The 13,654-nt window shown below is 74.3% G+C and carries 10 protein-coding genes and 2 rRNA genes; 10 read left to right on the forward strand and 2 right to left on the reverse strand.

What is annotated here, in order from left to right; translation table 11 throughout:
• Window positions 1–119 (forward strand): 23S ribosomal RNA (locus tag HPY23_RS21525); the annotation flags it as partial.
• Between the two features lie 112 nt (window positions 120–231).
• Window positions 232–347 (forward strand): 5S ribosomal RNA (gene rrf / locus HPY23_RS21530).
• Window positions 348–634: 287 nt separating this feature from the next.
• Here rrf and HPY23_RS21535 read toward each other — a convergent pair.
• Entirely contained in the window at window positions 635–1,210 is a 576-nt protein-coding gene (locus tag HPY23_RS21535) for a YcbK family protein (protein WP_091890352.1), read from the reverse strand.
• A complete protein-coding gene (locus tag HPY23_RS21540; protein ID WP_175540069.1) occupies window positions 1,207–2,226 on the reverse strand; it encodes a type IV secretory system conjugative DNA transfer family protein in 1,020 nt (339 codons plus the stop codon). Before HPY23_RS21540 ends, HPY23_RS21535 begins: the two co-directional genes overlap by 4 nt.
• Window positions 2,227–3,029: 803 nt before the next feature.
• Between HPY23_RS21540 and HPY23_RS21545 the strand changes: the two genes are divergently transcribed.
• From HPY23_RS21545 to tagF, 8 genes are all read left to right on the forward strand, one after another.
• The gene (locus HPY23_RS21545) at window positions 3,030–3,980 is read left to right on the forward strand and encodes a DotH/IcmK family type IV secretion protein (protein WP_091890346.1); all 951 of its coding nucleotides are present in this window, start codon (window positions 3,030–3,032) and stop codon (window positions 3,978–3,980) included.
• Window positions 3,981–4,097: 117 nt separating this feature from the next.
• A complete protein-coding gene (locus tag HPY23_RS21550; RefSeq protein WP_139235051.1) occupies window positions 4,098–4,379 on the forward strand; it encodes a hypothetical protein in 282 nt (93 codons plus the stop codon).
• Window positions 4,379–5,443: a DotG/IcmE/VirB10 family type IV secretion system protein gene (locus HPY23_RS21555; protein WP_139235050.1), complete on the forward strand. Its 1,065-nt coding sequence runs from the start codon at window positions 4,379–4,381 to the stop codon at window positions 5,441–5,443. Before HPY23_RS21550 ends, HPY23_RS21555 begins: the two co-directional genes overlap by 1 nt.
• Window positions 5,444–5,489: 46 nt before the next feature.
• Window positions 5,490–6,821 carry an FHA domain-containing protein gene (locus HPY23_RS21560; RefSeq protein ID WP_091890340.1) on the forward strand — a complete coding sequence of 444 codons (1,332 nt, stop codon included), beginning with the start codon at window positions 5,490–5,492 and terminating at the stop codon, window positions 6,819–6,821.
• Between the two features lie 23 nt (window positions 6,822–6,844).
• Complete coding sequence (gene tssK, locus HPY23_RS21565) at window positions 6,845–8,182, forward strand: type VI secretion system baseplate subunit TssK (protein WP_091890337.1); 1,338 nt, start codon at window positions 6,845–6,847, stop codon at window positions 8,180–8,182.
• Between the two features lie 309 nt (window positions 8,183–8,491).
• Window positions 8,492–9,976: a type IVB secretion system protein IcmH/DotU gene (gene icmH, locus HPY23_RS21570; protein WP_091890334.1), complete on the forward strand. Its 1,485-nt coding sequence runs from the start codon at window positions 8,492–8,494 to the stop codon at window positions 9,974–9,976.
• Complete coding sequence (gene tssM / locus HPY23_RS21575) at window positions 9,973–12,792, forward strand: type VI secretion system membrane subunit TssM (RefSeq protein ID WP_091890330.1); 2,820 nt, start codon at window positions 9,973–9,975, stop codon at window positions 12,790–12,792. The genes icmH and tssM overlap by 4 nt, the downstream gene beginning before the upstream one ends.
• On the forward strand, window positions 12,789–13,654 hold an 866-nt coding region (gene tagF / locus HPY23_RS21580; protein WP_200649673.1), incomplete at its 3' end, for a type VI secretion system-associated protein TagF. The genes tssM and tagF, both read left to right, overlap by 4 nt.

Below are 13,654 nucleotides of genomic sequence, written 5' to 3' on the forward strand. Positions count from 1 at the left end.
CCCCTTGAAACGAGAACTCCCTCGAGGGCCGTGGAAGACGACCACGTGGATAGGCTGGATGTGCAAGCGCGGTAACGCGCTGAGCTGACCAGTACTAATCGCTCGATCGGCTTGATCGCTCTCATGATCCGTGTCCGGATCAAACCAACACCACACACACGATGAAGACATGCGGACGGCCCTCACCGGCTGCCGCAAAAGACATGCTTGCCGAACGACGTGCTTGGCCGGTCTGGTGGTCAGAGCGGGGTGATCAGAACCCGATCCCATCTCGAACTCGGCCGTTAACCGCCCCAGCGCCTATGGTACTGTGTCTCAAGACACGGGAGAGTCGGTCACCGCCAGACCTGCCAAGCACGTCATACATTCCCTCATCACGATCCGAACCACGAAGCCCGCCCGGCTCACGCCCGGCGGGCTTCGTCGTATTCGGAACCATCGATGCAGGTATCATTGCGGCCTGTTCGATCCCTCGGATCCTCGTCATCGCCGCTTTTGGAACAGTGTCGACGGCCACCGATCGGATGTCGGTCGCGCTTGCCCGGTGGGACCGGGTTCACTGCCGGCGCGGTTCGTCATGCCGGGAACGCCCGGTCGGCACCAGGTTCGGCAGGGGAGGCGGGATGCCCGGTCGTCAGCCTGCCGCCGGGCGTCCGCTCCAGGTCCGGCGCTGCCAGACGTCGAGATGGGTGAAGCTGTCGTACAGCCCGATCCCGCCTCCGGAGAAGAACGAGGCGGCGAGCGCCACCGCGCGGGGCGGGTAGCCGCGCACCTGGATGTCGGCCGCGTAGCCGTAGAGATGCATCGAGTTGCGCGCCGCATTCTCCAGCGCGGCGTTGTGCTCCGGCGTGCGATAGCCGCTCGTCACCATCACGGGTAGCGGGCTGCCGTGCACGGCCGACATGCTGGCCTGCACCCCCGCCAGGAGATCGAACAGGCTCGGCTGCATCCAGACGGCCCGGCCCGCGTCGCGGATATCGCGCATGAACCAGGACAGGAGCAGGATCTGGGTCCGGTCGTGGCCGGCCCCGGTGCGGAAGCGGCTGCGCAGCTCCGACCCGTCCGGCCGCATCAGCCAGAGCCGGTCGCGGCCGGCGGGTGCGTCCCGCAGCGAGTCGGCGGCGCCCGCCAGCGCCGAGGAGAGACCCGTGCCGAGCCCGGCGCCGAGGCCCACGCCTGCGACCAGTCCGCGGCGGGTGAGGCCCGTCACCGGAAGGCGGCCGGCGGGGCCGCCCGAAATTTCGGGCTGACCGTCAGGTGGATGACGCGCTCGCCGACGAAGGCCCGCTCGCCGCCCGCCGCGACCCGGACCGGATGGCTGGTCCGGCTCAGCGTCGGCAGGCTCACTGCGCCGCTGCGGGCGAGGTCGTGGTAGCGGCCCATCCCGGTGAAGTCGCGGTCGAGGCGGTTGAAGTTCGCCGCGAAGCTCGCCCGGGCCTCGGCGATGCCGACCGCGAGGCCCGCCTCGAGCGCGACGCCCCAGACGCCCTCCTCGGTCGAATCCTCCGGCCGCACCGCCGCCGCCGGCCCCGGCGGGGCGGGCGGCACGCCGGTATTGTAGAGGTAGTCGCGCCAGTCCGGCGGCCGCAGCGCGAGACGCGCCGGGCGGGCGATCTCGAAGGCGCCGAGCGTCAGGTAGAGCGTGCGGTCGCCGACGCGCTCGGCGAGCCGGTGGAGCTCGGTGATCACCGGCGGCACCAGGGTGCGCTCGATCATCAGCGGGCCGAAATCGTAGCGCCGGTCGAGCTCCGCCCCGTAGGCGCCGTCGAGCTCGGCGTTGAGCCGCGCCGTCTCCTCGGCGAAGCCCTGGCGGATGCCGACGCCGCGGGCGGCCTGGGCCAGGACCTGCTGGCGCAGGTCGCCGTTCTTCGATTGCAGCGCCCCGTAGCGCCCGAAGACCGGTGAGCCCGGATCCTGCAGCAGTTCGTAGCTGGTGGCGGGGTCGGGCGTCGAAAGCCCGGCATTCCCGCCTCCCGGCGAGCCGCCCTGTCCTCCCGCTTGACCGCCGCCCCCCTGTCCGCCCCCGCCTATGCCGCCGAGAAGACCCTGCATCGGCGTCGCGCCGGCGCGGGGCGCGATGTTGGGGTTGGACTGACCCTGGGTGAGGGAGTTGAGGCTCGGATTCTGAGTCTGGTAGGGCGGATAGCCCCCGTAGACGTAAGGGGGGACGCCGTAAGGCACGCCGTAGGGGGCAATCGGTACCCCGGGCACCTGGGTCGCAGCCACGATCGGGCTCAGCTGCGCGAAGGCAGGCTCACTCGCGAAGGTTGTGAGCGCCGCCGCCAGAATCGCCGCCCTCACAGCCCGCGCCGTCCCATCTCCTCCTTGAGGAAAATGCGCGTGCTCTCCGGAGATCCCGGACGGCTTCCCGTGAGGGAGCAGGCCTGAAGGCACGCAGCACAAGAGAGAACGATAAGAAGCCATAACAACTTCATGTCCGATCGTCCGCACGCCACTGCTCCGGTCATGATCTCTCACCATGGGATCGTCAATCGCCTACGGGAATACGGATCGATCGCGCCAGGCACTGTGGCATCGGGGGCACATGGTCCAGGGAATGACGCTGAAAAAACAACAGTTCCATCGGAGACCGGCGTGGTACGGGTGGAATGTGCTGGAGGTCGTCGATTTTCATACGAACTCGACCATTGATTTTTCGCACTCCCTTGCGTCATATTGCCGGTCTGTAAGGTGCGTTCTCGGGGACAGGCGGGGCCGGCAGGATGGGGGGACGGATCCGTGTGGTGGGACTCGCCGCTCTCGCCGCGGCGGTAACCTGCGGGGCGGGGGACGCGCCTGCGCAACCGTGGCGCGTGGCCCAGGCGACCGGCGGCGGCGTGACGAATCCGGCCCCGATTTCTCCGGCACCGGCTCCCGCGGCGGCGCCGGTTCCCGGGCCCTCTCCTGCGGCACCGCCCCAGGCGGCCGTATCGGCTCCGGCTCCGGCTCCGTCCGAGGCCCCGCGTGCCGCGTCGCCGCCGCCGCCGCGTGAGCTGACCCCGGCGGAAATCTCGTCGCTCCAGAGCGTGATGACCGATCGGTCGGGCAGCGCGATCCTCACTCCCGGCAATGTCGGGGCGATCCGCAACCGGGTGATCGACGCGCAGCGGGCGGCCACGGCCCCCGGATACGGGGACGAGGGGCCGCCGAAGATCCGGCCGCGGCTGATGAGCGTGCAGCCGCAGGTCGACATGGCCACGCCCCAGACCGTCCACCTCGCCTTCGGGATGGTGACGCCGATCACGATCCTCGACGCCGGCGGCCGGCCCTGGCCGATCGCCGCCTCCGCCTACGATCCGCGCAGCTTCGCGGTGGATGGCGGCGGCTGCGGTGGGCAGGCCTCGGCGCCCGCCGAGCGGCCGACCACGATCCACATCATGCCCTGCCGGGTCTCCACCTACGGCAACATCTCGATCACCCTCGAGAACTATCCGCTTCCGATCGTCCTGATCGTGCAAAGCGGCGGACGCGGGGGCGAGGCGGTGGACCTGCCGGTGACGATCGAGGTGCGCGGCCGCGCCGCGCCGCTCACCGCCCGCGCCGCCGAGCCGGCCGCGCCGATGAATCCCGCCGCCGCTGCGGCGCTGCGTCCGCCGGACGCGATCCCGGTGCCGCCGGGCCGCCACACCGCATTGGCGGCGGCCCCCGACGGGGCCGTACGCACGATCGCCGCCCGGGTCGGGCGGGGCCGCGTCGCGCGGGCGACGGGCGACCTGCCGGACCGGTTGATGGACGAGTTCGGCCTCGGCACGCCGCCGCGCGGCGCGGTCCGGCTGCGGGTCGACGATCCGGCAGTCTCGGCCTGGATGCTCGGCGGGCGGCTCTACGTGCGCGGGCCGGTGGTGGTGGTGAATCCGGTGCAGGACGCGATGGCCCAGACGCCCGACGGCTTTCGGGTCTGGCGCTTCGACCGGCCGGTGCCGCGCCTCCTCGTCACCGACGCGGACGGGCGCGAGCGCGCCGTCGCGATCGATGATTGAGCGCGCCACGACCCTGCGGGCGCTCGCTCGCCCGTGGAGCCCGCCCCGACCGGCTATCGGGCCGGCCGAGGGCGCGACGACCGGGGATGTCCGGGGTACCGCCGGGAGAGGACGGACATGCCGATCACCGCACTGATCCTCGCCGCCACGCTAGTGGGCACGCCGCTCGTCCGGGTCCAGGCGGACGGGCAGGTGGCCGGGCAAGGGGGCGCGGCGGCCAAGGAGGCCGGGACGCCGGCGCCGGTCCAGCCGACGCCGCAGGCAACGATGCCGTTCGTCCAGCCGCCGCTGCCGGGCCAGGCCCCGGCGGTGCCGAGCGTGGTCTATCAGGGCCCGCCAGGCCGGTCCTGTCGGATCCGGCGATCGAGGCCCGCATCAACGCGCAGATCGAGGCCCTGATGACCCCGCCGAGCGGCGGTTTCACGGTGCAGCGCTACGCCCGGCCCGAGCCGGCGGCTCCGGCGAATCCCGGATCCGGCGGGGGCGGCGTGCGCTCCGGCTCCCCGCTGCAGCAGGCGGCCTACCCGCAGCAGGGCGGCTCCGGCGGCGGAGTCCCGGGCGGTCCGAGCGGGTTCGGCCAGACCGGCTTCAACCAAGGCAATTTCGGTCAAGGCAATGTCGGCCAGGCGGCCGCCGGTCCCGGAGGCTACGGCCAGGGCGGCTACGGCGGAGCGCCCGGGCAGCCCGGTCTCGGCCAGGGCGGCTATGGCCAGGGTGGCGCCGGGCAGGGGAATTTCGGCCAGCCGGGCCAGGGAGGCGGATTCGGCGGCATGGCGGGCGCCTATGGCGGCGCGCCGGCGCAGCCGCGCGAGCGGCTCTACGCCGTGGCGCGGGCCGGCGACACCGTCTACGCCTCCCTCGACCAGGGCTTCAACTCGGACGATCCCCAGGCGCCGATCTTCGCGACGATCTACGACGTCGACGGTGCCCAGCGCGCCGGGCCGCTGCACGGCGTCCGGCTCATCGGGCAGATCGTCTACAGCACGAACCAGGCCGCGATCCAGTTCACGCAGCTCGTCCTCCTCGACGGTCGCCAGTATCCGCTGAAGGCCTACGCGATCTCGCCGCGGGACGCCCGCACCGGGATCTCGCGCGACGTCGACGACCACGCCTTCGAGCGCTACGCCGGGCTGTTCGCGGCCGCCCTCGTCCAGGGCGCCGGCCAGGCCGGGCAGCTCCTGCTGCAGACGAGCCGCAACGTGGCGATCGACCCCGCGACCGGCTTCGCGCTCTCCACCCCCGGGGGCGGCCAGCGCACCCAGGCGGCGCTCGCTGCCCTCCTGCCCCTCGGCCAGACCGCGACCGCCATCGGCGCGCAGAACTTCAACAAGCCGGCCACGATCGCGGGCGTGCCGGGCCTGCCGATCGGCGTCGTCTTCCTGGAGCCGCCGGCCCTGCCGCGCGACGCGGTCCGGATGGGTGCGACCGGCGTCGCGCCGCTCGGCCGCTCCCGGCTGAACTGAGGCGGCGGCGCGGGGTGCGGACGACGCGAGACGGCCGAGGCGGGCGATGACGCTGACCCTGCGAGTCCTGCAGGCGCCGGAAGGCGTGCCGGAGATCGATGCGCGCCGCCTCGAGCCCGGAGCCGGCCCGGTCTCGATCGGCCGCGGCCCGGACAGCGACTGGGTGTTGCCGGACCCCGAGCGGCACGTCTCCAAGCTGCATTGCCGGATCGAGGCCGGGGCGGACGGATTCTACCTCGTCGACCTGTCGAGCAACGGCGTCTACTTCGCCGAGGACGTGCGGCCGGTGGGCCGGGGCAACCGTCGGGCGCTCGATGCCGGCGACAGCTTCCGGATCGGCGACTACCGCATCGGAGTCGGGCGCGAACCGGGTTCCGGGGAAGCCGGTCCGACGGGATCCGACGCGGCGCAGGACGGGAGCGCGTCTGGATTGCCGCTGCACGAGGGCGGCATCTCGGCGATCCTCGCCGGCAGCAGCGAGGCGAGCGAGCCGCGCGCCGCGCGCGGCCTCGGCGGCCCGGCGAGCGACTGGCTCGCGGCCGTGCCGGCCGGCGCCGCCGACGCCCAGGTGGTGCAGCCCTACGGCTGGCAGGCCCCGCCCGCCACGGCGCTCACCGACCTGCTCGGGGCCGAGGAGGCCTTCAGCGACTTCGCGAGCCGCAGCGAGCACCTCCCGCCGATCAATGAGGCGCTGCAGCTCGCGCCGGCCCGCACCCTGTTGCCGACGGACTGGCATCTCGGCGACGCGTCGGGGACGGGTCCCGCCGTCGGCGCGCCGGTCCCCGCCGCCCCCGACTGGAGCGAGGCCTTCGCCGCCCTGATCGAGGGGACCGGGCTCGGCGGCCTCGCGGCGGGGCCGGCTCCCGGCGACCGCGCCGCCCTGGTGCGGGCCGGCCAGCTCCTGCGCCGCCTCCTCGACGTGCTGGCGACGGTCGAGGCGGTCCAGCGCAAGACCGAGCGGGACCTCGGCCTGACCCCGCCGGACCGCCCGCGCTCCGGCGGGGCGGCGGCCGGGGACCCTGCGGCCCAAGACTTGGCGACCCAAGACTTGGCGGGACTGGTGGCGGAACTCCTGACGGCGGGCGCCGAGGATGCGGGCGACCGCCTGGTCGCGCGCCTCGCCGGGGTCGCGCGCGACGCCCGCGCGCTCGGCCTCGCGGTCGCCGAGACCGCCGACGCGGTCGGCGCCCAGATCCTGCCGGACGCGATCGAGGACGCCGCCCGCGAGGGGACGCGGCTCGCCGTCGGCCCGCTGCTCAAGGCGGCCGCCTGGGAGCGCTACGCGGCCCTGCACGCCACCCTCGCAGGGGGGGAGGGCGCCGCCGCGGCTGACGCCGTCCTGGCGCCGCTGCGCGGCAGCTACGCCCGCAAGACCTGACATCCGGGGAGCCCTGAGAGCCGATGCTGAGCGAGAACCGCGTGGTCTGGTCGGAGGGGATGTTCCTCCGCGTGCAGCATTTCCAGCAGGCCGACCGCTGGACCGAGCGCTTCGTGCGCGGCCTGACCCGCGACCTCTCGCCCTATCCGTGGGGCTTCTCGGAGATCGGCATCAACCGCGAGCTCCTCGGCGTCGGGCGCTTCGCGCTGTCGCATGCCCGCGGCATCTTCCCGGACGGGACCCCGTTCGAGGCCCCGGGCGACGCCGACCTGCCGCCGCCCCTCGAGCTCCTGCCCGGCACCCGCGACGTGACAATCCACCTCGCGGTGCCGATGCGCCAGCCCGGCAGCCCCGAGGTCGGCGCGGACCGGCGCGAGGACGTGGCGACGCGGCTGCGGCGCACCGCCTGCGACGTGCCCGACGCCAACGGCGACGGCTTTGCCAGCGCCGGCCTCGAGGTCGGGCGGCTGCGCCTGTCCTACGCGCCCTCGAACGGGCCGCTCGCCGGCACCGAGCGGCTGGCCGTCGCCCGCGTGGTCGAGGTCCGCTCGGATCTCGCGGTGGTGCTCGACGATCGCTTCGTCGCGCCCTGCCTCACCTGCGCCGCCGAGGGCCCGCTCGCCGCCCTCGTCTCCGAGCTGCAGGGCCTGGTCTCGCACCGGGCCGAGGCGCTGGCGGCCCGCATCGCCGACCCGACGACCCGCGGGGCCGGCGAGATCGCCGACTTCCTGCTGCTGCAGGTCCTCAACCGGGCCGAGCCGCTGCTGCGCCACGCCGGCGCCCAAGCCGGGCGGCTGCATCCGGAGGCGTTCTACGGCCTCTGCCTCGCGCTCGCTGGCGAGATCGCGACCTTCACGGCCGCCTCGCGGCGGGCGCCGCACCTGCCGGACTACCGGCACGACGACCTTGCGGCGACCTTCGCGGCGGTGTTCGCGGAGCTGCGCGCCGGCCTCTCGGCGCTGCTCGAGCAGGTCGCCGTGCCGATCGACCTGCAGGAGCGCCGCCACGGCGTGCGCGTCGGCGCCATCAACGACCGCACCCTCCTGCGCGGGGCCGGATTCGTGCTGGCGGTGCGCGCCTCGCTGCCGCCCGAGACCCTGCGGCGCTCGCTGCCGAACCAGATCAAGATCGGCCCGGTCGAGCAGATCGCCCAACTCGTCAACGTGGCCCTGCCGGGCATCGCCGTTCGCCCGCTCGCGGTCGCGCCGCGCCAGCTGCCCTATCGCGGCGGCACGGTCTACTTCGAGCTCGACACCACCAACCCGCTCTGGCGCGACCTCGAGCAGTCGAGCGCGGTGGCGATCCACATCGCCGGCAACTTCCCCGATCTCGACCTCGAACTGTGGGCGATCAAGGGGTAGGAGGCCGACATGGGCCGTGGGCCGGTGATCGCCGCGTGATCGAAGATCCAGGTCCGTTAGCGCCCGGATCGCACGGCCGCACGTCGTCGCGACCATGCCGACGTACAGCGCAGAGTCGAACGAGTAAGCGACGGCCGTGATAGTCTTCTGCCGTCCGTGTGTTCCTTCGGAAAGGAGCGACGGGATATCTCGGTATCCGAATATTTCGTCGGTCGCGATGCGACGAACGGGCGTCTCGTGCATTGTCCAAACCGGGATGACGCAAGGGCGAGCAGCCGCGATGACGAGAATTCCGGTCGGGGAGCGGTGATGGAGGCGGATCCGCGCGGCTACGATTCGGAATCGACGGTGGTGAAGCCCACTCCGGGCGGCGTACGCGCGCCGACGGTGCTCCACGTCGATGCCGGAACTGCCGATTCCAGAACGGCCGGTCCCCGGCCCTCCGATTCCCGGGACGCCGACCCGCGGGCGGCCCCGTCCGCCGCGACCGAGCCCGAGGCGGGCGACTTCGCCCGGGCCGGAATGCCGCCGATGGTCGAGGCGGCCCTGCCGCTGCTCAGCCTGATCGCGCGGCTGCGCACCCTGTCGGGCACGCCCGATCTCGAGGCCCTGCGCCTGCGGGTCATCGCCGCCGTCAAGGCGTTCGAGGCGGCGATCCTCGGCGTCGCGGTGACCCGGGAGCGGGCCCAGGCCGCGCATTACGCGCTCTGCGCGACGATCGACGACGTGATCCTGAACTCGTCCTGGGGCGCCTACAGCCTGTGGGCGCGCCAGGGCATGGTCTCGACCTTCCACACCGACGTCACCGGCGGCGAGCGCTTCTTCGACCTCCTCGCCCACCTGCACAAGGATCCGGGCTCGAACCGCGACGTCCTGCTGCTGATGTACCACTGCCTCTCCCTCGGCTTCGAGGGGCGGATGCGGGTGCATCCGCAGGGGCACCTGGAGATCGGCCGCATCCGCGAGGGCCTGTTCCGGACCCTGCGGGGGGATGCCGAGCGCGAGCTCTCGCCCGCCTGGCGCGGCGTCGACGCGCGGCTGGCGGCCTCCGGCGCCCGCCACCTGCTCTGGGCGGGAGCGGGCCTGGCGGTGCTCGCCCTGGCGGGCCTGTTCCTGCTGCTGCAATCGGCGGTGAACCGGCGCTCGGACGCGACCTTCGCGGCCTTCATCGCGGCGCCCCCGAACACGCCGCCGAGCCTGCGCGGCGGGCCGCCGGGCCCGGCCAAGGCCCCGGTCGCCGCCAAGGCGCAGAGCCGCCTCGTCGACGGCCTGCGCCGCACCCTCCAGCGCGAGATCGACGAGGGCGCCCTCGACGTCGTGCCGAACGGCAGCGGGGCCACCCTGCGCATCCGCAATGCCGGCCTGTTCCAGAGCGGCAGCGCCGAGGTCGCGCCGGCCTACACCGCCCTGTTCGAGCGGATCGGCCAGGCCGTCCGGGGCGAGGACGTCTCGGTGCAGGTCATCGGCCACACCGACAACCAGCCGATCCGCACCGTGCGCTTCCCGTCGAACTACGAGCTGTCGGTCGCCCGCGCCCAGGCGGTGGCGGCGATCCTCGCCCGCTCGATCGGCACCGACGCGATCCGCGCCGAGGGGCGCGGCGAGGCCCAGCCGGTGCGCCCGAACGACAGCCCCGCGAACATCGCCTTCAACAACAGCCCCGAGGGACGGGCGCAGAACCGGCGCACCGAACTGGTGATCCGGCGCAACGGCCCGCAGGCGGCGGCGCCCGACGGAGCCGAGCCCGAGAGCGCACGGGAAACCGGGCAGGAGAGCGAGGAGGTCCGGCCGTGAACATCCTCAACTGGATCTACGAGATCCGCTCGTACGCGACCGCGTATGCGAGCCGGGTCAAGGCCTGGTGGCTCGTCGCGTTGATCTGGGCGCTCGTCGCCGCCTGCGTGGTGTTCTTCTACGGCGAGGCGGTGTCGTTCGGGACCTGGCGGCCCTTCGCGGCGCTCCAGACCCGGATCTACGCCGTGGCGGCCATCGCGGCGGCCTATGTCGTCTACTGCGCCTACCACCTCGTCCGTGGGCTGCGCCGCGACGAGGCGCTGATCGACGCGGTCTCCGGGAGCGACTCGGCCCGGTCCGGGCCGGGCGACGTCGCCGAACTGCAGGCGCGCCTGCGCGAGGCCCTGCGGCTCCTGCGCCGCACGATGGGCCGCCGGTCGGTCTACGCCCTGCCCTGGTACGCGCTGATCGGCCCGCCGGGCTCGGGCAAGACCACGGCCCTGCGCAATTCCGGCCTGCGCTTCCCCCTCGCCGACAGCGTCGGCGAATCGGTCGAGGGGGTGGGGGGCACCCGCTCCTGCGACTGGTGGTTCACCGACGACGCCATCCTGATCGACACCGCCGGCCGCTACACCGCCCAGGACGGCGACGGCGAGGCGGATGCCGCGGGCTGGCGCGGCTTCCTCAAGCTCCTGCGCAAGCACCGCCGGCGCCAGCCGCTGAACGGCGCCATCGTGATGCTCGGGCTCGACACGCTGGTCCAGGCCTCCGCCCCCGAGCGGCTGCACCATGCCCGCACCATCCGCAAGCGCCTGCGCGAGCTCGACGAGGCCTTCGGCCTGCGGGTGCCGGTCTACGTCGTGCTGACCAAGGTCGACCGGCTCGCCGGCTTCGAGGCCTTCTTCGAGGCGATGCCGAAGAGCGAGCGAGAGCAGGTCTGGGGCACCACCCTGGCCCTGCCGAGGGCCGGGACCGAGGGGCGGGACCTCGCCGACCGGCTCGGGCGCGCCTTCGACGACCTGATCGCGCGGCTCAACGGGCTCCTGCTCGGGCGGCTGCAGGACGAGACCGATCCCGAGCGGCGCGCCCAGATCTTCGCGTTCCCGAGCCAGCTGGCGCTCGTCGCCGAGCCGCTGCACGAGGCGCTGGGCGAGATCACCGCCTCCTCCCGCTTCGATCCGCCGCCGCGCCTGCGCGGGCTCTACCTCGCCTCGGCCGAGCAGGACGGGCAGGTCGTCGACCTCGTCGGTCGCACCGCGAGCCGCCACTTCGCCCTCGACCTGCCGCGCTTCGCCCCCGCGAGCGCGGGCGGCCACCGCAGCTTCTTCCTCGCCCGGCTCTTCCGGGACGTGATCTTCAACGAGGCGAACCTCGTTTCGACCAACCCCGCCGCCGAGCGCCGCCGCCGCCTCCTGCGCCGGGCCGCCGCCGGCCTCGCCGCCGCCCTGGCGCTCGGCCTGGCGCTGACCTGGCTCGCGGCCTACCTGCGCCAGGACGGCCTGCTCGCGCAGACCGACGCGCGGCTCGCCCGCTACACCGCGGCCGCCGCGACGTTGCCGGTGGAGGAGGTCGCCGATGCCGACCTCGTGCGCACCGACGCGGTCCTGTCCGAGGCCCGCGACGCCGCCACGCCCTACGCGCAGGACCGCACGCCGCGCCTCCTCGACACGTTCGACCAGGGCGCGAAGGTCCGGGCGGGGCAGGCCAACCTCTACGAGCGGGCGCTGACCGGCTACCTCCAGCCGCGCCTGCTCGTCGCCCTCGCCACCCAGTTGCGGGACGGCGACGGCACGACGGAGACGGGCAAGCCTCCCGCCGTCAAGCCTTCCGTTGACAGGTCCTCGCCGGGCTCCCCCGGGACGGAGGCCGTCGCGCCGGCGCTCAAGGCCGGGGCCGAGCCGGTGCCCGGGCGGGCGGCGCGCAAGCCGGGCGAGGCCGCGCCGCCGGCCGCGCCCGACCTCGCCGAGGCGCTGCGCCTCTACCGGATGCTCGGCGGCGAGGAGAGCCTCGACCGGGCCTTCGCGGCGCGGCGCCTGTCGGGCCTGTTCGCCCGCCTGTACCCGGAGGAGCGCCAGGCTCCCCTGCGGGCGAGCCTCGACGGGCACGTCGCCGTCCTGCTCTCGCGCCCGCTGATCCCGATCGCCCTCGACGACGGACTGGTGGCGCGGGCCGGCGACCGGGCGAAGGTGCAGGACCTCGCCGGGCGCTGGGCGCGGGCCGGCGGCGACCGGGCCTGCCGGGCTGCGACCGAGCGGCGCTACCCGTTCGACCGGGGCGCCGCCGCCGAGGTCGGGCTGGCCGAGTTCTCGGCCCTGTTCGGGCCGGACGGCCTGTTTGCCCGCTTCCTGCGCACCGACCTCGCCGACCTGGTCGAGACCGAAACCCGGCCCTGGCGCTGGCGCGGCGAGGGGGCCGGCGACGAGGCGGTTCTGCGCAGCGTCGAGGCGGCGGACGAGATCCGCCGGGCCTTCTTCCAGACCGGGGCCGAGCGGCCGGCGGTCGGCTTCGAGGTCACGCCCCTGCGGCTCGACGCCGACGCCACCACCGCCTCGCTCGTCGCCGACGGCCAGGAGGTCACCTACACCCGCGGCAGCGCCCGCCCGCTGAAGCTGACCTGGCCGGGCCAGGGCCCGGCGAGCCCGGCCGCCCGCGTCGTGGTGCAGCCCGGCCCGCCCGAGGCCGCCGCGTTCACCGGGCCCTGGGCGCTGTTCCGCCTGGTCGAGGCCGGCCGGCCCGAGCCCGCCGGGCCCGACCGGCTGAGGCTCACCTACGACGCGGGCGGTCACGAGGCGAGCTTCGAGCTGCGCAGCCCGACCCGGCCGAACCCCTTCGCGCTCCCGGCACTGCGGTCCTTCCGCTGCCCGAGGTTCCGGTGACCGGACGGCCTCCGGCCGCCGCGCCGGACTCGGCCGCGCCCGGACTGTTCGGCAAGGTCCCGAGCCGGGGCGACTTCGTCAGCCGCCGCCTCGGCGGGGCCCTGCACGGCGCCCTCGACCAATGGCTGTCGCGGGCGATCGTGGCGAGCCGCCGGCAGCTCGGCGAGGCTTGGCTGCCGGCCTACCTCGTCGCCCCGGTCTGGCGCTTCGTGCTCGGGCGCGACACGATGGGCCCGCATGCGGTCGCCGGGGTGCTGATGCCCTCGGTCGACCGGGTCGGGCGCTACTTCCCGCTGGTGCTCGCCGCCGAGATGCCGGGCCTCGCCGATCCCTGGCGGCTGTTTCGCCGCGCCGGGCCGTGGTTCGACGCCGCCGAGGCCCGGGCCCGCGCGTGCCTGTCCGACGATTTCGACTTCGACGCCTTCGAGGCGGGGCTCGCCGCCCTCGGCCTGCCGGAGCCGCCGCACCGGCCCGCCTCCGACGGCGCGGAGGTGCCGCGCCGCTTCGCCCTCGGCGACGAGATGGAGGCGGTCCGGGCCTATGCCGACGTCCTCGAGGCTGCGATGGCGGGCTCGCGCCGCAGCTTCACCCTGTGGTGGACCACAGGCTCCGAGACCGTCGCGCCCTCGCTCTTGATGCATCGGGGCGCGCCGGCGCCCGAGCAGTTCGCGGCCTTCCTCGACGGACGCTGGGAGGCGAGGGGCTGGCACGAGGGCGGCCGGCAGGACTCGGCACCGGATCTCCGACCGCCGCCGCCCGCGCCTCCCCCGGCCGACGCGCCGCTCGCGCCGCCGCCGGCCGAGGCGGTGCGGCTCGTCTCGGCGGCGCGCACCCATCGGGGCACCCGGCGGCGGCGCAACGA

The organism is Methylobacterium ajmalii (assembly GCF_016613415.1).
Lineage (GTDB): Bacteria > Pseudomonadota > Alphaproteobacteria > Rhizobiales > Beijerinckiaceae > Methylobacterium > Methylobacterium ajmalii.